This is a genomic window from Pseudarcicella hirudinis (assembly GCF_900115665.1).
GTDB lineage: Bacteria > Bacteroidota > Bacteroidia > Cytophagales > Spirosomataceae > Pseudarcicella > Pseudarcicella hirudinis.
Genome location: NZ_FOXH01000018.1, coordinates 25,762 through 42,915 on the forward strand (window position 1 = coordinate 25,762; position 17,154 = coordinate 42,915).

The window sequence follows — 17,154 nt, forward strand, 5'->3', positions numbered from 1 at the left end:
GCCCCGATGCCGTAAATCTCATTCTGATGTTTTGAGGCATTAAAACAATTAACTTCACAACACTTAAACCCCAAGATCGCAAAACGCTGAATTTGCGCTGCAACGTATGAGTAACTCGTCTTTTTTTCGAAAAAAATCAATTGATCAAATCCTGAAGGATATTCACACGAATGAAATTAGTGATAGTCATGGGCTAGTTAAAAATCTGAATGTCCGAGATCTCACTTTTTTGGGGATTGCAGCGATAATCGGGGCGAGTATATTTTCTGCGATTGGTCAGGCTTCTGCAAACGGAGGTCCGGCAGTATCCTTATTATTTGTTTTCACAGCTGTTTCCTGTATGTTCACGGCATTTTGCTATGCACGTTTTGCGGCTACCGTTCCGATCAGCGGAAGCGCCTATACCTATGCCTATACAAGTTTCGGTGAAATCATAGCCTGGATTTTAGGATGGAATTTATTATTGGAATATGCGATTTCCAATGTGGCAGTAGCTATTTCATGGTCAAAATATTTTGTCGATCTCCTCGAAGGACTAGGCGTTCATGTTCCGGATTATATCACAATGGATTACCTTTCAGCAGCCCGTTATCATAAAATGGCTTCAGAAGCAGTTGCTGAGGGAAAAACATTTGAATCATTATCCGTCAATCTCAGAGACGGCTTTACTGCCTGGGAAACGGCTCCTCAGCTGTTTGGCATACATTTTATTGCCAATTTACCTGCTTTGATAATCACCGTTTTAATTACCTATCTGGTTTATATCGGTATCAAGGAATCTAAAAATACCAATAACATTCTGGTGGTACTTAAATTACTTGTAATTGCTTTAGTAGTAGGAGTGGGCGCTTTTTATGTAAAAGTAGATAACTGGTCTCCTTTTGCACCAAACGGAATATCGGGAGTGTTAAAAAGTGTTGCAGCGGTTTGTTTCGCTTATATTGGATTTGACTCTGTCTCAACAACTGCTGAAGAATGCAAAAACCCCCAGAGGGATATTCCAAGGGCGATGATGTATGCACTGATTATCTGCACAACGCTCTATGTTCTGGTTACTTTAGTACTTACCGGAATTGTACCTTCTCATCATCTGACAGGCGTTGAAGATCCGCTGGCATTTATGTTTCATATGGTAGGACTCAACGGGGTAGCAGGAATTGTTGCCGCAAGTGCTGTAATTGCTTTAACAAGTGCCCTGCTGGTTTATCAGCTTGGTCAGCCGAGAATCTGGATGACAATGGCGAGAGACGGCCTTTTGCCTCAGGCTTTTGCCAGAGTGCATAAGAAGTATAAGACGCCTTCTTTTGCTACAATTATGACCGGGGTTTTAGTAGGTATCCCAGCCTTATTTGCTAACCTCGAAGAAGTGATAAATCTGAGTAGTATCGGAACATTATTTGCCTTCCTGCTGGTTTGCGGAGGGGTTCTGGTACTTGATCTTGATCCTGAAAATCAGGCGAAATCCAAGTTTAAAATCCCATATATCAATGCCCGTTTTATTACCGGAGGTCTTTTGATAATCGTGATGGTTTTCTTGAAAATCTTTAGTGCTGGTTCTTATGATTGGTTTTTTGCAAATATTTCCGGAGGAGAGGATTTTGGAAATGCATTTCTGATGCTGTGTTTTCTGATAATCTGGGCATTAATCTCATTCTGGAGTTATACCAGAAGCCTGTCGCTTATTCCTGTGCTGGGATTGATTGTTAATCTTTACCTGATGACCCAGATGGGAACGACTAACTGGCAGCGTTTTATTATCTGGTGTGCCGTTGGATTTGCGATTTATTTCGGATATAGCTACCGCAAAAGTAAACTGGCTGTAAATAGCTGAAAATATTAAAAGAACAAGGGAGAAAGGATCCATTTTAACATCAGATCTTTTCTTCCCTTTTTTATAAATGCCTCTTCTTATTTCTTCAGAATTGAAGTGATCCACCATACATTTCCAAAAGGATCTTTTACGCCCCCGCTTCTGCCATAGTCCTGATTGGCAATTTCAGAAACAATTGCAGCACCGGCCTCAATAGCCTTTTGAAAAGTCTCATTAGCATCTTCTACATAGATAAACAGATTTGAGGTTTCAACTTTCCATTGATCTGTGGCATCACAAAACATAATAGTACACCCGCTAATCTGGATTTCAGAATGCATGACCGTGATATTATCTTCACGTAATCTGCTGAATGTTAGCTGGGCGTTGAAAACCTTCTGGCAAAATTCTGTGAATTTTCTGGCATTTTCAACCATTAGATAGGGCATAACTGCCTGATGTCCTTGTGCAATTTCCATTTTATTGAGGTTTAAAATTGATAACTGATCAGACAAAATTAGAAGTGTTCAATCTGTAAAAATTGGAAAAATCCGACATTATTAATTTCTCCACTCAGTTCCTTCTCCGTTTTTCAGAAAATAATGTCTGGGATGATGTCCGGAGAATTCCTTAAAATCATGAATAAAATGTGATTGATCGTAGTATCCGCAGGCATAAGCAATTTCTGTAAGAGATTGCCCTGTGTTTCCGTATTCACTGAGAGCAGCCTGGAACCGGATGATTCTTGAATATAATTTCGGGCTAAAACCCGAATATTCTTTGAATTTTCGCTCAAACTGGCGTACAGAGCATGTATATTGATCAGCAAGTGCTTCTACATTAATCAGACCCTTGGTTTGAATAATATAATCAATAGAAGAGAATATTTCAGGAGAAGATTTTGAAGAGAGATTTTGTTGATTTTTCAGAAATGCTGAAAGAATTTTAACTCTTTGACTGTTATCACCGGCCAGCATTATCTGCTCCTCAAGGTCTTTACCTTTCTGGCCGAGAAGAGAAGCAATATCCACCATTTGATTACTGAACTCTTCCGCAGGAATAGAAAAAAGCTTTGGAAGTGCATAGGGATATAAATAAACCCCAAAGATTCCAAAGCTTTCATTAATAGTAAATCTGCTATGTTTTTGTGCCTGGCCGTGAATCCCGGAAATAAAAGATTTTTCCGACGTACCATTTATTAAAAGTTCATCAAACCTGCCCTGATAATGAAAGATGAGTTCGGCACATCCATCAGCCATTGAGCGATGAATATAGGGCTGATCCCTTGAAATATCACATTCCAGCACCCAGAAATACCTCACGTATCCTGAAAGTTCAGAGGATGGCTGAATGGTATAATATTTCATGGGCAAATGGTTTTAATACTTTCCCGGAAACTATTTACTCAGAAGTTAATCGTTACTTCTTCTGCCTGAAATAATGCTGACATAATAAAGCAACTGAGCAAGCATTCCCAATGCTGCCACTACGTAAGTCATTGCGGCCCACCAAAGAGCATCTTTCGCCAATGCTAGTTCATTACTGTTCACTACCCTGCTGCTTTCTATCCATGCTAAAGCCCTGCGACTTGCATCAAATTCGACAGGTAAAGTTATAAAACTAAAGAATGTCGCTACTGCAAAAAGAGCGACCCCAATTGTCAAAACCATTGCATTTCCGGTAGAATAAACCACCATCATCCCGATCATTAATAAAAATGGCATAATGTTATTCGAAATACTCATAACCGGAACCATTGCACTTCTGAACTGAAGCATGGTGTAAGCAGTGGCGTGTTGTACTGCGTGGCCGCATTCATGAGAGGCTACAGCCGCCGCTGCCGCATTTCGTCCGTAATATACATCCTGGCTAAGATTAACTGTTTTATCAGCCGGATTATAATGGTCTGTTAACTGACCTTCCACACTAATTACTCTGACATCGTAAATGCCATTATCTCTCAGCATTTTTTCCGCGATTTCTTGTCCGGAAAGGCCGCTGACCAGCCCGATTTGTGAATATTCCTGGAATTTTGATTTTAATCGCCAGCTGACGAACATCCCAATAATTCCAAAAAGGAATGTGAGTGCATATATTCCTATCATGGCTTAATTTATACACGAAGACAATTCGTGTTTTTTGTTTTATTGATGAACATGAAGGGGTTTCATGTTAAAGGTTTTTGATTTTTTCGATCATTGCCGTAGTTGAATATCCCGGTACTAACGGAATGGTTTCAACTTTTCCCCCATTTCCTAATACAAAATCTGAACCAACGATGTTTTCAACGGAATAATCATCTCCTTTTACCAAAATGTCAGGATTTAAGCTTTCAATTAACTGTAAAGGTGTCGGTTCATCGAACAAAATGACAGTATCTATAAACTCAAAAGCCGACATCATTCTTGAGCGGGCATACTCATTTACTACGGGTCTGGTTTTGCCTTTTAAGCGATTGACTGAAGCGTCAGTATTTAAACCCAATACCAGTTTATCACCCAGGTTTCTGGCTTTTTCGAGGTAATCGATATGTCCTAAATGAACAATGTCAAAACAGCCGTTGGTAAATACCACTTTTTTGCCTTCAGCATGCCATTCAGCTACTTTTTCTGCAGCTTGTTCTTTGTTTAAAATTTTACTTTCAGTCATAATAACCAATGAATTATTGATTGAACTCCCACTTTAGCAGGAAATAAGAATTCAATACAGAATATCTATTTAAAATGCCTTAACTAACCGCTGTTTCTGCCGAAGTTTTAGGTTTCAGGAATAAGGTTATCAGAAAACTGATTGCTCCGAGAAATAACAGAAGAAGCATTTGAGAACCATGAATAAAAGTTGCCAGTGTAATACCGGCTTCTTTTGTAAGACCATACAAGACTAATATATTTCCTACCAGAAAGTGAAAAGGGCCGATACCACCTTGTGCCGGAGCTGCCATTCCAAGACTTCCGATTACCAGCACAGTTAAGCCTGCCAAAGGACCTAAATGAGATGTTTCCGGAATAGAAAAGAATAAAACGTATGCCGAAAAATAATAGGCAACCCAGATTAAAACCGTGTAAGCAATAAATAATCCCGGACTTTTCAGTTTCTTAATACTTAACAAACCGTCCAGTAAACCGTTCATAAAGTGGATAACTTTCTTCAAAAAAGCTGATTTCTGAACAAGACGATCCTGGTATTTTTTGAAAAAATAAACCCCGGCAAATCCAAGTAAAGGTAAAGCAACCAAAATACCGATTACCAGAGGAATTTTTTCTGAAAACTGCTCCACAAAAAACTCTTTCAGCCGACCGAATTCTAAAAGTAAATTCAACGCCAGCAGAACTAAAAGGCTGACAAGGTCAAAAATCCGCTCGGCCACTACAGTTCCGAACGATTTTTCAAAAGGAATATTATCCGTTTTCTGTAAACTTCCGCATTTGGAGACTTCTCCCATTCTGGGCATTATAAAGTTGGCAAAGTAACCAATTAATACCGCCAGTAAGGTCCGGAAATTAGAAGGATTATATCCCAGAGGTTCCATCAGCATTTTCCATCGGACAGCACGGCTCAGGTGTGCAATAATAGCAGCAAAACCAGAGACAACGATCCACCAATAATTTGCTTTCTTAAATTGTCCGACCATTGTAGAAAGGTCAATATCTTTAAAAACATACCATAAAAGCCCTCCGGCAATTGTAAGAGATATGGCATATTGTAGGATTTTTTTCATCAGAAATGATAATTCAGGGTTTATTGTTAGGAATCGGGGAATGCTGAAAAACAGCACATGCGTTAAAATGAACGAATATCAGGTTTAAGTCATAAAATAAAGACACAAGATATGTTTTTTATATGTGCTTACAAAAATAAATGGACATCGGAAGGCTTATCCGGTGTCCATTTAACAGGTTGATTTTATGCTGCTCAAACCACCAGTTTGTTGTTGTGGTCCGGAAAAACAAGTTTGGGTTTGTGCGTTTTCGCTTCTTCTTCTGTCATCATTCCATAGGCAATAATAATGGCAATGTCTCCAACCTGAGCTCTTCTGGCAGCAGCGCCGTTCAGACAGATTATTCCGGAACCTCTTTCTCCTGTAATGACATAAGTCTCGAAGCGTTCCCCGTTATTATTGTTCACGATCTGGACTTTTTCATTTTCAATCAGCCCCGCCGCATCCATTAAATCTTCGTCAATTGTAACACTTCCAACATAATTTAACTCCGCCTGAGTGATTCTCACCCGGTGAAGTTTTGATTTCATGACATGAATAAACATTTTGTAAATTTGAGATTTCGGATTTTAATAAATTCTTGCTTGTTGATGTTTTCAACCGCAAAATTATATAATTCGTATTCAATAATCGTTTTCAGAGTTCTTATTTCCCATGAAAAACGATTGTCTTCAATGGTAAAACTTAAAATACCACGCTTATTTCAGGGCATATTTTTAGTGAAATGATTAAATAATCAGGTTGTCAATCAATCTAGTTTTTCCCAGAAATGCTGCAATACATAAAGCCGTTTTCCCCTCGATAAGTTCCTCAGAAGGTTCAAGGGTTTCGAAATCTGAAATCTCAAAGTATTCCAGATCAATGCCTTCTGTTGTTTTCAGATACTGTTCAACCCAGTTTTTAACTTTTGCTGAAGGCTCGGTGCGGAGCTTTTCAGAGGCAGATTTTAAGGCTTTGTAAAGCTGCGGAGCAAGAGCTCTTTCCTGAGTGCTTAAATTCCGGTTTCTGGAAGACATTGCCAGCCCGTCTTTTTCCCGCTGAGTCGGACAGATGTGTAAATCAAGAGAAAAACTAAGGTCTTTTACCAGGCGGTTAATCACAGCACATTGCTGTAAGTCTTTTTGTCCGAAATAAGCATTGTCCGGCTGAACAATATGAAATAATTTAGAAACGACTATTCCCACTCCGTTGAAATGACCAGGTCTGAATTTACCTTCCATGACAGTTTCCAGCGAACCGAAGTCAAATTTTAAGTGAGGAAGCTGAGGATACATCTCTTCCACTGAAGGTGCGAAAACCACTTCGCAGCCTGCACTTTCCAGGAGCTGACAATCGGCTTCCAGTGTTCGCGGATAAACTGCCAGATCGTGAGCATTATTAAATTGGGTAGGGTTTACAAAAACAGAGCAGACCGTAATGTTATTCATTTGTCTGGAAGCGCTGATCAGAGAAAGGTGTCCCTGATGTAAAGCTCCCATGGTTGGCACAAGTCCGATAGCGTTTCCTGCCGATCGCTGAGATTTTAGAAAAAGCTGAAGCGATTTAATGTCATGAAAAATATTCATTAATCAAAGTTTTTAAAAACCTGCACCCGGAATGTCTTCCTGCGGCACAAAAATGTTGTTATAGAGAGAAGCCTGAAAAGTAAAGCTGTCTTAAAACAGGAAATTTTATGTCAGATTACCGAAATCTAAACCGCTAAATTACATTCTCTCGCAGAACATTGTGGAATTTCGAGGAATTTTTTATATTTTTGCATAATTTTTTAGAATTAAGCCCCTAACTACGACACAAATGTCAAAATTACGTATCCTTTACGTTGCCAGTGAAGTTGACCCATTTCTTACCACAACACATGTCGCCGAATTCGTTAGAAAACTTCCAACAGCCATGCAGGAAAAGGGCATGGAAATCAGAATTTTGGTTCCAAGGTTTGGTCTGATCAACGAACGTAAGAATCGTTTACACGAAGTTGTGAGACTTTCCGGCATTACAATTCCTGTTGGGGATGATGATAAGCCGTTGACTATCAAGGTTGCAAGTATTCCATCGGCAAAATTGCAGGTGTATTTTATCGACAATGAAGACTATTTTCAGAGAAAATACGTTTTCACTGACAAAGAAGATAAATTCTACGACGATAACGACGAGCGAGCCATCTTTTTCTGCAAAGGAGCTTTGGAAACGGTTAAAAAATTAGGCTGGTCACCCGACATCGTTCATTGCAACGACTGGATGACCTCTCTGATACCATTGTATCTGAAGACGACTTATAAGAATGATCCAATGTTTAAAGATGCCAAGTCGGTATTTTCAGTATATGAAAGCACATTTAATCATAAATTTACTTTTGACGGATTGTACGAAAAAGTAAAAATGATGGATGTGGAAGATGATATGCTTGGAAGTCTTGAAAGTGCTGATTATGATGGTTTTGTTAAAATCGGTATGGAATATGCCGATACTGTCATTACGTCCGTGGAAGAACTAACCGATAAATTTAATAACCTTATTAATGAATTATCAGACAAAAAAATCGAATTTGTTGCTGAAGAAGATATCGACACTTTTTACAACATCTACACAGGGCTGGCTGGCGTATAGTTTTGCAATGCTTTTGGGTTTAACAACCCTAACTTCCTGCGAAGATCCTAAAGAAATTGGTTCAGAATTGATTGCCCAGGAACTGGGTCTGAAATTTACGGATACCCTTACTGTTAATTCTTCAACAGTGCTGCTCGATTCGGTTTATACCAATATGGGTAATAATTTATTGGTAGGGAATTATACAGATCCTATTCTGGGGAAAATACATTCTGCAAGTTTCTTCCAGATTGCTAATGCTGATACCCTGAAAGCTAAGACTGATGCAGTAATGGATTCGCTGGTGATGTATCTGGTTTACAGAACATATCAGGGAGATACCACTAAATCTCAGACACTTAATGTTCACCGTTTGACGGATGCCTTGTCAAATTCCAAAGATTATTTTACCGGATATTTTAATAACAGTTCATCAGCTTACGAAAGCACGCCGGTAGGAACAAAGGTTTTTAAGCCTCGTCCGATTAAATATCGTAATATCGCAGGGGATACCATTAAGTTTGATACCCTGCGTATTCCAATGAGCAGAGCTTTAGGCCAGGAGTTGTTGAATCAGCGTTCCAGCAGTGATATTGCAGCAGGTGGAGCAGCTTTCAGATCTTACTTTAAAGGTCTCGCTTTAGTAGGAAAGAAGAGTGATGAAGGAGCGATCCTTGGTTTTTCTCCTTCTTACACAAAAATGAGTTTGTATTATCACAGCCCCGGAGATACCGCAGTTTCTATTTTGAACTATTATGCCAGACTTACTGTCACCACCGGTTATAATTCTTCAGGAGTAGCTGTTACCGAAGAGGTTTTATCAAGATACAATAATATCACCGCAGAAAGATCAGGTGCATTGGCAGGTCTGGTTAAACCGGGAGATATTTTAAGTTCAAAATTATCGAATAACGAAGCCTATTTTCAGGGTGGGGTCGGACTGACTACTAAATTGGAATTCCCTGGTTTGCTGAGATTTAAGGATAAATACAATGTTGCCATTAATAAGGCCGAGCTTGTTCTGGAAACCAAAAGCAATCCTGTTAATTTATCTATACCAAGTGTATTCTCACTGGTTGAGTCTAATAGTTCCAACAGAATTGTAAAAGATACCTACGGGCTGTTGTTTCTCAGATCAGAAGGTACCACATCGCCTTCGGCAGCAGTTTACGATGTAACAAGAAAGACTTTTACTTTCAACATTACTTCTGCTTTGCAAAATATTTTGAGCGGAAGAAGGCCTAATACTGGTTTATTGCTGACTCCTCAGATTGTTTTGAGTGATAAGGGAAATAGTAAAGTTTTCGGTGATAATACTTCCAGAGTAGCATTTGATGCCACTAAGACAAAACTGAAAATTTATTACACATATACAAATAAATAATTCATTTAGTGATATTTTTGAAGCGGAGTGACGATTTTACGGTTACTCCGCTTTATTTTTTGATACATACCAGTAAACAGTTTACTCTTTAAATCACCAGTAATTATGTGTGGAATAGTTGCTTATGTAGGGCACCGGGAGGCTGCTCCTTTAATTTTGAAAGGTCTTAAACGTTTGGAATACAGAGGGTATGACAGCGCCGGAATTGCCTTAATGAATCAGGGACTGAATATTTATAAGAAAAAAGGGAAAGTTAAAGATTTAGAAGAAATACTGGATGGTGAAGCGCTTCAAAGCAATATCGGAATCGGGCATACCCGCTGGGCAACACATGGAGAACCTAATGACCGGAATGCTCACCCGCATTTTTCAAACAGTGGAAGCCTGGCTATTATTCATAATGGTATTATTGAGAATTACAGTGCAATCAAGCAGAATCTTGTTAAAAAGGGCTATGTATTTCAAAGTGATACCGATACAGAGGTTTTTGTAAACTTTATTCAGGATATTCAGCAAAATACAGGTTGTTTGCTGGAAGAGGCAGTTCGACTGGCCATGAAAGAAGTTGTCGGTGCTTATGCGGTTGTGATTATGGACGCAGGAACACCAAATCAGCTGATCGCTGCACGTAAAGGATCTCCTTTAGTGATTGGAGTAGGAGACGGAGAATATTTCTTCGCTTCTGATGCCACACCGATTATTGAATATACAAATGAGGTAATTTATCTGAATGATTTTGAATTAGCGGTAGTTCGTGACGGAGAACTGACTGTTAAAAATGTGGATAATATTCTTCAATCGCCTTATATTCAAACGGTTGAACTTGAGCTGGAAGCTATTGAGAAAGGAGGGTATGATCATTTTATGCTGAAAGAAATCTTTGAACAACCGCGTTCAGTAGCAGATTGTTTGAGAGGAAGAGTAAATGCAGACAGCGGACACCTGGTTTTGGGAGGTTTGAGAGATTATACAGAAAAATTATCCAAAGCAAAAAGAATTGTCATTGTAGCCTGCGGAACTTCCTGGCATGCAGGTTTGGTAGCGGAATACATTTTTGAGGAATTAGCCAGAATTAACGTAGAAGTGGAATACGCTTCGGAATTCCGTTACAGAAATCCGATTATCAAAGAAGGTGATTTTGTAATTGCCATTTCACAGTCAGGAGAAACTGCCGATACCTTAGCGGCCATAGAATTGGCAAAATCCAAAGGAGCAACGATTCTCGGTGTTTGTAATGTGGTAGGAGCATCTATCCCAAGAGCATCTCATGCAGGAGCTTACACCCACGCAGGTCCTGAGATCGGAGTAGCGAGTACGAAAGCCTTTACTGCGCAGGTAACAGTTCTGACTCAGATGGCGATTGCTGTTGCAAGTAAAAAAGGAACGCTTCACGAAGATACTTTTAGAAGATTATTGTTTGAACTGGAACGGATTCCAAGCAAAATCGAGAAAGTGCTGAAATCTGATGAGAAGATCAGAGAGATTGCAGAGAAATTTAAAGATGCCAGAAATTTCATCTATCTGGGAAGGGGTTACAATTTTCCGGTAGCGCTCGAAGGAGCATTGAAATTGAAAGAAATTTCTTACATCCATGCAGAAGGGTATCCGGCAGCAGAAATGAAACATGGCCCAATCGCCCTGATTGATGCCGAAATGCCTGTCGTATTTATCGCAACCAAGGATAGTTCTTATGAAAAAGTAGTATCAAATATTCAGGAGGTAAAAGCCAGAAAAGGGATTGTGATTGCTATTGTTACAGAAGGAGATAAGTTAATTCCTACAATGGCAGATTACACAATTGAGATTCCTGCAATGCATGAAGCCTTGATTCCTTTGGTTTCTGTGATTCCGCTGCAATTGCTTTCTTATTATATCGCCGTAATGCGTGGTTGTAATGTGGATCAGCCACGAAATCTTGCCAAATCTGTAACGGTTGAGTAAATATTGATGAAGAGTAAGCAGACTCTTGTTCTTTTAGGAAAAAATAGTTTATGCTATTTATACTTGAATCCACATATCAAAAATTGTAGATCTGATAAGACAATATACTCTGCGTCAGCATTTACTTACTTATAGATGTGAGCGGAAGTTATGTCTGTTTTTGGAAATATTTCGTTATGTTCCAGGAGAATATTCCTTATTTTACATTAGATTAATTTAGAAAAGAAATGACAACGATCTCTTTGAATAACGAACAAAAAAGAATAATCGAAGAAATTCCTGCTGTCGGAGATTTTTCGAATATTTATTTCTATACTATTAAATCTAAATTAGATGCTGAATTCATTTCTATATTAGATATAGTTATTGGAGTGAACGATACCACTTTATCCAAATGGCTAAATGTAACGCCAAGAACTTTCAGAAATTATAAGAATAATAGTAAATTGGTTTTGAAAGATAATATCAAAGAGCATATAATTTTAATTTTATCGCTTTACAAGCACGGAATAGAAGTATTTGATAACGTTGAAAATTTTGAGTTATGGTTGTCCCAAAAGAATTATCTGTTAGATAATCATGCTCCTGTTGATTTTTTAGAAACGATTTCTGGAATTAAATTCATTGATAACAGACTTAATGCGATTGAATTTGGTGAAAATGTATAGAAATGCTCGTATATAATATTAGAAAATCCAAATATGCAGATTCTTTGAAAGCATCTGGAGTTGCAAATCGATGGAATAAAGATGACGAATTTGTAATTTATGCAGGTGCTTCTATTTCATTATCAACATTGGAATTAGTTGCGCATTGAAATACAATTGATATTAAATCAGGATATAAATTGCTTTTCATTAATTTAGAGATTGATAACTCTGATATTATAGAAATAAAAATTAAAGATTTACCGGGAAATTGGAAATCAATTCAAAGGTATCCAACTCTTCAAAAAATTGGTTCAGCGTGGTATAGATCAGAAAAATCTCTAGTTCTTCAAGTTCCATCAGTACTTGTTCCATGGGAGAGTAATTATCTGATTAATACAAATCATCCTGATTTTTCCAAAAAAACATCAATTTATTCGACCGAAGAATTTATTTGGGATAATCGGCTCATATAATTTATACTAAGTAGGCTTTCATTTACTTGATTACATCAGCCGTCAGCCGATGTAATCAAGTAAATGAAAGTTTGATTTAGAAATACCGACCAATCAATGGATGTTCGACGATTAGCTTTTTTATCTCAATTGGCTTTATCGGGCCTTGTTTTCCATAGACAACCTTTCCTTTAGGTTCTATGATTAAAGTATATGGCAGAGCGCCCTGCCATTTAGGATCTATCAATTCGATCAGTTTATAAGCGTCACCTGAATTAAAAAGGTAGTTTTTGGCTGAAATCTGCATCCTTTTGAGAATAGCAAGTGCTTTTGCCTGTTTTTCAGGTTTATCAGCACTAACTGTAATAAACTCAAAATCCCGGTTGCGGTACATGTGATCAATATTCATAAAATCGGGTAGTTCTGCCACACAAGGACCGCACCAGCTTGCCCAGACATTAATAACTCTCAATTTATCGGAATCATTTTTAACCAGATTTCTTAATCCTTCCTCATCAATCAGATCAAGGGAAACAGCTTCTTTAGCCCATTCATCTTTTTCCTGTTTTCCCAGTACCTGTTTTTCAGCCCATTTAATTGAACAACCGAATGTTTTGGTAGTTTCTACAGGAACTGCTTTTCCCTCCAGTAAGGCATTGATTGCATTTCGGGTATCTGTTTTTTGCGGAGTTTCTGTAGGTTTTTCCACATTATCAATTCGTCCGGAATATCTCAGCACCCTTTTTTCATCAAAAATAAAGACATGTGGTGTGGCGACCGGTCCATATTTTTTTGAAGTTTCCTCTGTATCACCATCATACAGGTACGGAAAATTGAAGCCTTTTTCTTTGGCTCTCAATTTCATTTCTTCATAGGAATCACTGTATTCTGTGTAACCCAATTCATCTAATCTTATACTTTTAGGATCATTGGGAGAGATTGCAACAATTTGTACACCTTTGTCTTTATAATCTGTAACCAGCTTTTTGATCCGGCTTTCATAGGCCTGGGCAGTGGGGCAATGATTACAGGTGAAAATAACAACCAGTATTCTGGCTTTGGAAAAAGATTTAAGTGTATACATTTTTCCGTCAGTACCTTTTAAACTGAAATCAGGAGCGGGGGCGCCGATAGGCAGAGAAGGATGGTCTATTCCTTTGAAAGAGAGCATAGTTATGCTCAGGAATAAGATAAATAAGTTTTTCATAGTTGGTTTGGATTGGATAGAAATTACAATCAACAAATTACGTATTTTTGACTAATTATTTATTCTTAGTTATGAAGAACCTTTCAATCACACTGATACAGACTGAGCTTTTCTGGGAAAACCCTGTCGCCAATATGGCGATGCTGGAAGAAAAAATCTCGCAACTCAGCCATCCGGGAGATATTATCATTTTACCTGAAATGTTTAATTCAGGTTTTACGATGAATGTAGGGAAAATCGCAGAGCCAATGAACCTTACGACTTTCAAATGGATGAAACAGCAGGCGGCTTCAACAAATTCAGTTATCCTGGGAAGTATTATTGTAAAAGACCATGATCGGTTTTTTAACAGACTGATCTGGATGCAGCCTGACGGAGATTACCGGTTTTATGATAAAAAGCATTTATTCAGAATGGGAGAGGAGCATGACCATTTTTCTTCCGGGAACCGAAAGCTGGTTATTGAGTGGAAAGGCTGGAAAATTTGTCCGATGGTTTGTTATGATCTTCGTTTTCCGGTATGGAGCCGGAATATTAAGCTGGAATATGATTTACTGATTTATGTAGCTAACTGGCCGGCAGCAAGGTCACATGCCTGGAAAACTCTGCTTCAGGCAAGAGCAATCGAGAACTTATCCTATGTGGCAGGAGTGAACCGGGTAGGAACAGATGGTAAAGGGTTGCATTATTCAGGAGATTCTGCCCTGATAGATTTTAAAGGAGAAGCCCTGTTTCTGAAACAAAATGAAGAAATGATACAAACTGAAGTGCTCAATAAAGAAGCTTTAATAGATTTCAGAAATAAATTTCCGGCAAACCTCGATGCGGATGATTTTCAGATGCTGTAATACTTCATGTTATTTTCAGGACTTATTGAAGTCAGAAATAATTTATTGAATATAGTCTATAGTGTATATGGATTAAGTTTGTATATTTGCCACCGCAACAATATGAACACATTAACACTAAAAATCATGAAGTCTATAAAGTTTTTCATCTGGTTAATCCTTGTTCTTTTAGGGACAAATCTGCAGGCACAGGTCAGTCCTAAATCCGGAATCTGGCGTGGAGTATTCACCATTTTCAACGGGCAGGAATCGCCTTTCAACTTTGAATTAAACGGATCAACAGTGTTTCTTTTAAATGGCTCGGAGCGATTTGAGTTGAAAAACGTAAGCCAGAAAGGGGATTCATTGTTTATTCCGGTTGATATTTATGATGCGGTATTATCCGCGAAAATTGAAAGCCCGACTGTTTTGTCCGGTAGATTCAAAAAATTAAATACTGCCAATCCGGATGCCGGAATTTCATTTAAGGCAGAATCTGGCAGGAAATACCGTTTTTTTGAGAACCCTGTCTCAGCAGAGGTAAGCCTTAATGGAAAATGGGATGTAATTGTAGGAAACGGCCCGAACGGCGGAAACAAAACTGTTGGTGTATTTGAACAGTCAGGAAGTAAGCTAACCGGAACAATTTTAAGTACTACGGGAGATTACAGGTTCTTTGAAGGTACTGTAAAAGGAGATGAGTTTTTTCTTTCTGCTTTTAGCGGATCAAGCCCTTCTCTGATTAAAGGTAAAATTTCAGGAGATAATCTTACCGGAGAAATTATCGGTGTAAGAGGAGTAACTGCTATAAAAGGGACAAGAAATGCGGAAGCAGCTCTTCCTGATGCTTATTCACTCACTAAGGTCAAAGAGGGAACAAAATTTGATTTTTCTTTACCTGATGCTTTTTCCGGAAAACTTGTTTCTTTGAAGGACGAAAAATATAAAGGAAAGGCTGTAATTGTAACGATACTTGGCAGCTGGTGCCCGAATTGTATTGATGAAGCTTCTTTTCTGGCTCCATGGTATAAAGCCAATCGTAACAGAGGTGTAGAGATTATCGGATTATCTTTTGAACGGAAAAATGATCCGGCTTTCGCTAAAACAAGATTGGAGACTTTAAAAAAACGTTTTGGAATTGATTACGATATCCTTTTTGCGGGAGTTGCTGACAAAAAACAAGTGAGTTCAGTATTGCCTGCATTAAGTGACTTTCTGTCTTTTCCTACCACAATTCTGGTGGATCGGGAAGGGAATGTAAGCAAGATTCACACAGGTTATACAGGCCCGGCAACCGGGAAATATTATGAGGAATTTGTAAAAGAATTTAACAAAGATGTTAATGAATTGCTGGGAAGCGGCCAATCAAAGTCCACGCATAATCAGTCAGGCAAATAATACTTATGAATATTAAAATAAACGAGGCATTTTCTGAATTTTTGTCAGAAAATGCCTCGTTTGCATAGCAAGGCTAAGTTTATGAATTGGTCAGCTCTCTGAAAATTTCTTCCATATTCTTTCCTGATTGTTTTAGCTCAGCCAGAGACTTATTCTCAATGATTTTACCCTTATTGATAATGATTACCCGATCGCAGATGGCTTCTACCTCCTGCATGATATGTGTTGAAAAAACAACAGTTTTCTGTGCACCTATATTTTTAATAACTGAACGGATTTCTGCTAATTGATTCGGATCTAACCCCGTTGTGGGCTCATCCAGGATAAGAACCTTAGGGTCATGAATGAGGGCCTGTGCCAGACCAACCCTTTGACGGTAGCCTTTAGATAATTGTCCGATTTTTTTCTTCTTTTCCAACTCCAGTCCGACCAGATCAATGACTCCGGCAATCCGGTCTTTCAGAAGTTTTCCCTTTAAATGATAAAGAGAACCAATAAATTCCAGAAATTCCCCTACATACATTTCCAGATAAAGCGGATTATGTTCGGCAAGGTACCCAATATTTTTCCTGACATCCATCGGAGCCGTATTTACCTCAAATCCACAAACCTCAACAGTACCCGAACTGGCAGGAATATATCCGGTTGAAATCTTCATAGTAGTAGATTTGCCAGCTCCGTTTGGTCCGAGAAAGCCTACAATCTCCCCGGTATTCACTTCAAAAGAGATATTATCCACGGCTTTTTGACTACCATAAAGTTTGGTAAGGTTTTGTATTTTGATTGACATAAATAACAAATATATTGTTTGGAAACAGGAATTGCGTGAGAATTGCTCCGTGAGATTTTAAGAAAACATACTTCCCAGATCCATCCCCGGAATATTTGGCAAAAGTCCGCTGGTGGCATTTTGAAGATGTTCTTTAATTTTTCCTTCAATATTTTCCATGGCTTTATTTGTTGCTGCAACAATCAGATCCTGTAAAATCTCACGATCAGAAGGTTTGATAAGATCTTCATCAATTTCAATTTTCAGTAATTGTTTCTTACCATTAATTGTAACTTTTACCATCCCGGCTCCGGCCTCTCCTGTATCAACAATTGTTGAAAGTGATTCCTGTGCTTCTTTCATTTTAGCCTGAAGATCCTTGACCTTTCCAAGCATGCCCATCATATCAAACATA

General features: G+C 38.4%; 18 protein-coding genes. 8 read left to right on the forward strand and 10 right to left on the reverse strand.

The genetic code is table 11. The features are described 5' to 3' along the window. Positions 1 to 106 precede the first annotated feature (106 nt). Positions 107 to 1,831 (forward strand): amino acid permease, encoded by a 1,725-nt coding sequence (locus tag BM179_RS22280; protein WP_092019388.1) that lies wholly within the window; start codon positions 107 to 109, stop codon positions 1,829 to 1,831. Between the two features lie 77 nt (positions 1,832 to 1,908). Here the strand turns inward: BM179_RS22280 and BM179_RS22285 are convergent, their stop codons facing one another. The 7 genes from BM179_RS22285 to panC form a co-directional block, all read right to left on the reverse strand. Beyond that, positions 1,909 to 2,289: a VOC family protein gene (locus BM179_RS22285; RefSeq protein WP_092019389.1), complete on the reverse strand. Its 381-nt coding sequence runs from the start codon at positions 2,287 to 2,289 to the stop codon at positions 1,909 to 1,911. An 81-nt stretch (positions 2,290 to 2,370) separates the two neighbouring features. Next, positions 2,371 to 3,177, reverse strand: a complete 807-nt coding sequence (locus tag BM179_RS22290) for a helix-turn-helix transcriptional regulator (protein WP_092019390.1) — start codon at positions 3,175 to 3,177, stop codon at positions 2,371 to 2,373. A gap of 45 nt (positions 3,178 to 3,222) precedes the next feature. Then, positions 3,223 to 3,915, reverse strand: coding sequence for a zinc metallopeptidase (locus tag BM179_RS22295; protein WP_092019391.1), 693 nt, complete (start codon positions 3,913 to 3,915; stop codon positions 3,223 to 3,225). Between the two features lie 67 nt (positions 3,916 to 3,982). Then, positions 3,983 to 4,459, reverse strand: coding sequence for a D-glycero-beta-D-manno-heptose 1-phosphate adenylyltransferase (rfaE2, locus tag BM179_RS22300; protein ID WP_092019392.1), 477 nt, complete (start codon positions 4,457 to 4,459; stop codon positions 3,983 to 3,985). Between the two features lie 79 nt (positions 4,460 to 4,538). After that, on the reverse strand, positions 4,539 to 5,528 hold the full coding sequence (locus BM179_RS22305; protein ID WP_092019393.1) for a lysylphosphatidylglycerol synthase transmembrane domain-containing protein: 990 nt from the start codon (positions 5,526 to 5,528) through the stop codon (positions 4,539 to 4,541). A 194-nt stretch (positions 5,529 to 5,722) separates the two neighbouring features. After that, entirely contained in the window at positions 5,723 to 6,073 is a 351-nt protein-coding gene (panD, locus tag BM179_RS22310; protein WP_092019394.1) for an aspartate 1-decarboxylase, read from the reverse strand. 183 nt (positions 6,074 to 6,256) lie between these two features. Next, on the reverse strand, positions 6,257 to 7,093 hold the full coding sequence (panC, locus tag BM179_RS22315) for a pantoate--beta-alanine ligase (RefSeq protein WP_092019395.1): 837 nt from the start codon (positions 7,091 to 7,093) through the stop codon (positions 6,257 to 6,259). A 229-nt stretch (positions 7,094 to 7,322) separates the two neighbouring features. Here panC and BM179_RS22320 point away from each other — a divergent pair, with 229 nt between their 5' ends. The 5 genes from BM179_RS22320 (at position 7,323) to BM179_RS25830 (ending at position 12,559) form a co-directional block, all read left to right on the forward strand. Continuing rightward, complete coding sequence (locus BM179_RS22320; RefSeq protein ID WP_092019396.1) at positions 7,323 to 8,132, forward strand: glycogen/starch synthase; 810 nt, start codon at positions 7,323 to 7,325, stop codon at positions 8,130 to 8,132. Continuing rightward, entirely contained in the window at positions 8,044 to 9,495 is a 1,452-nt protein-coding gene (locus tag BM179_RS22325; RefSeq protein WP_092019397.1) for a DUF4270 family protein, read from the forward strand. The genes BM179_RS22320 and BM179_RS22325 overlap by 89 nt, the downstream gene beginning before the upstream one ends. Before the next feature lie 105 nt (positions 9,496 to 9,600). Next, positions 9,601 to 11,436 carry a glutamine--fructose-6-phosphate transaminase (isomerizing) gene (gene glmS, locus BM179_RS22330; RefSeq protein WP_092019398.1) on the forward strand — a complete coding sequence of 612 codons (1,836 nt, stop codon included), beginning with the start codon at positions 9,601 to 9,603 and terminating at the stop codon, positions 11,434 to 11,436. Between the two features lie 227 nt (positions 11,437 to 11,663). Then, on the forward strand, positions 11,664 to 12,104 hold the full coding sequence (locus tag BM179_RS22335) for an Xre family toxin-antitoxin system antitoxin (RefSeq protein ID WP_092019399.1): 441 nt from the start codon (positions 11,664 to 11,666) through the stop codon (positions 12,102 to 12,104). Between the two features lie 179 nt (positions 12,105 to 12,283). After that, on the forward strand, positions 12,284 to 12,559 hold the full coding sequence (locus BM179_RS25830) for an RES family NAD+ phosphorylase (RefSeq protein ID WP_218159273.1): 276 nt from the start codon (positions 12,284 to 12,286) through the stop codon (positions 12,557 to 12,559). Between the two features lie 76 nt (positions 12,560 to 12,635). On the opposite strand, the gene BM179_RS22345 is transcribed toward BM179_RS25830, so the two are convergent. After that, a complete protein-coding gene (locus BM179_RS22345) occupies positions 12,636 to 13,745 on the reverse strand; it encodes a redoxin domain-containing protein (RefSeq protein ID WP_092019400.1) in 1,110 nt (369 codons plus the stop codon). A 71-nt stretch (positions 13,746 to 13,816) separates the two neighbouring features. On the opposite strand from BM179_RS22345, the gene BM179_RS22350 reads away from it, so the two are divergent. After that, positions 13,817 to 14,593: an amidohydrolase gene (locus BM179_RS22350; protein WP_092019401.1), complete on the forward strand. Its 777-nt coding sequence runs from the start codon at positions 13,817 to 13,819 to the stop codon at positions 14,591 to 14,593. Between the two features lie 126 nt (positions 14,594 to 14,719). Further along, complete coding sequence (locus BM179_RS22355) at positions 14,720 to 15,970, forward strand: peroxiredoxin family protein (RefSeq protein WP_177219489.1); 1,251 nt, start codon at positions 14,720 to 14,722, stop codon at positions 15,968 to 15,970. Between the two features lie 79 nt (positions 15,971 to 16,049). Here the strand turns inward: BM179_RS22355 and BM179_RS22360 are convergent, their stop codons facing one another. Both BM179_RS22360 and BM179_RS22365 read right to left on the reverse strand, forming a co-directional pair. Next, positions 16,050 to 16,760: an ATP-binding cassette domain-containing protein gene (locus tag BM179_RS22360; protein ID WP_092019403.1), complete on the reverse strand. Its 711-nt coding sequence runs from the start codon at positions 16,758 to 16,760 to the stop codon at positions 16,050 to 16,052. A gap of 57 nt (positions 16,761 to 16,817) precedes the next feature. Continuing rightward, positions 16,818 to 17,153, reverse strand: a complete 336-nt coding sequence (locus BM179_RS22365; protein WP_092019404.1) for a YbaB/EbfC family nucleoid-associated protein — start codon at positions 17,151 to 17,153, stop codon at positions 16,818 to 16,820. Between the last annotated feature and the right edge of the window lies 1 nt (position 17,154).

Excerpts from the sequence above, each read along its gene's own strand:
- BM179_RS22280 (WP_092019388.1), top strand. The coding sequence starts at position 107 with ATGAGTAACTCGTCTTTTTTTCGAAAAAAATCAATTGATCAAATCCTG.
- BM179_RS22285 (WP_092019389.1), bottom strand. The coding sequence starts at position 2,289 with ATGGAAATTGCACAAGGACATCAGGCAGTTATGCCCTATCTAATGGTT.
- BM179_RS22290 (WP_092019390.1), bottom strand. The coding sequence starts at position 3,177 with ATGAAATATTATACCATTCAGCCATCCTCTGAACTTTCAGGATACGTG.
- BM179_RS22295 (WP_092019391.1), bottom strand. The coding sequence starts at position 3,915 with ATGATAGGAATATATGCACTCACATTCCTTTTTGGAATTATTGGGATG.
- rfaE2 (WP_092019392.1), bottom strand. The coding sequence starts at position 4,459 with ATGACTGAAAGTAAAATTTTAAACAAAGAACAAGCTGCAGAAAAAGTA.
- BM179_RS22305 (WP_092019393.1), bottom strand. The coding sequence starts at position 5,528 with ATGAAAAAAATCCTACAATATGCCATATCTCTTACAATTGCCGGAGGG.
- panD (WP_092019394.1), bottom strand. The coding sequence starts at position 6,073 with ATGTTTATTCATGTCATGAAATCAAAACTTCACCGGGTGAGAATCACT.
- panC (WP_092019395.1), bottom strand. The coding sequence starts at position 7,093 with ATGAATATTTTTCATGACATTAAATCGCTTCAGCTTTTTCTAAAATCT.
- BM179_RS22320 (WP_092019396.1), top strand. The coding sequence starts at position 7,323 with ATGTCAAAATTACGTATCCTTTACGTTGCCAGTGAAGTTGACCCATTT.
- BM179_RS22325 (WP_092019397.1), top strand. The coding sequence starts at position 8,044 with ATGAATTATCAGACAAAAAAATCGAATTTGTTGCTGAAGAAGATATCG.
- glmS (WP_092019398.1), top strand. The coding sequence starts at position 9,601 with ATGTGTGGAATAGTTGCTTATGTAGGGCACCGGGAGGCTGCTCCTTTA.
- BM179_RS22335 (WP_092019399.1), top strand. The coding sequence starts at position 11,664 with ATGACAACGATCTCTTTGAATAACGAACAAAAAAGAATAATCGAAGAA.
- BM179_RS22345 (WP_092019400.1), bottom strand. The coding sequence starts at position 13,745 with ATGAAAAACTTATTTATCTTATTCCTGAGCATAACTATGCTCTCTTTC.
- BM179_RS22350 (WP_092019401.1), top strand. The coding sequence starts at position 13,817 with ATGAAGAACCTTTCAATCACACTGATACAGACTGAGCTTTTCTGGGAA.
- BM179_RS22355 (WP_177219489.1), top strand. The coding sequence starts at position 14,720 with ATGAAGTCTATAAAGTTTTTCATCTGGTTAATCCTTGTTCTTTTAGGG.
- BM179_RS22360 (WP_092019403.1), bottom strand. The coding sequence starts at position 16,760 with ATGTCAATCAAAATACAAAACCTTACCAAACTTTATGGTAGTCAAAAA.
- BM179_RS22365 (WP_092019404.1), bottom strand. The coding sequence starts at position 17,153 with ATGTTTGATATGATGGGCATGCTTGGAAAGGTCAAGGATCTTCAGGCT.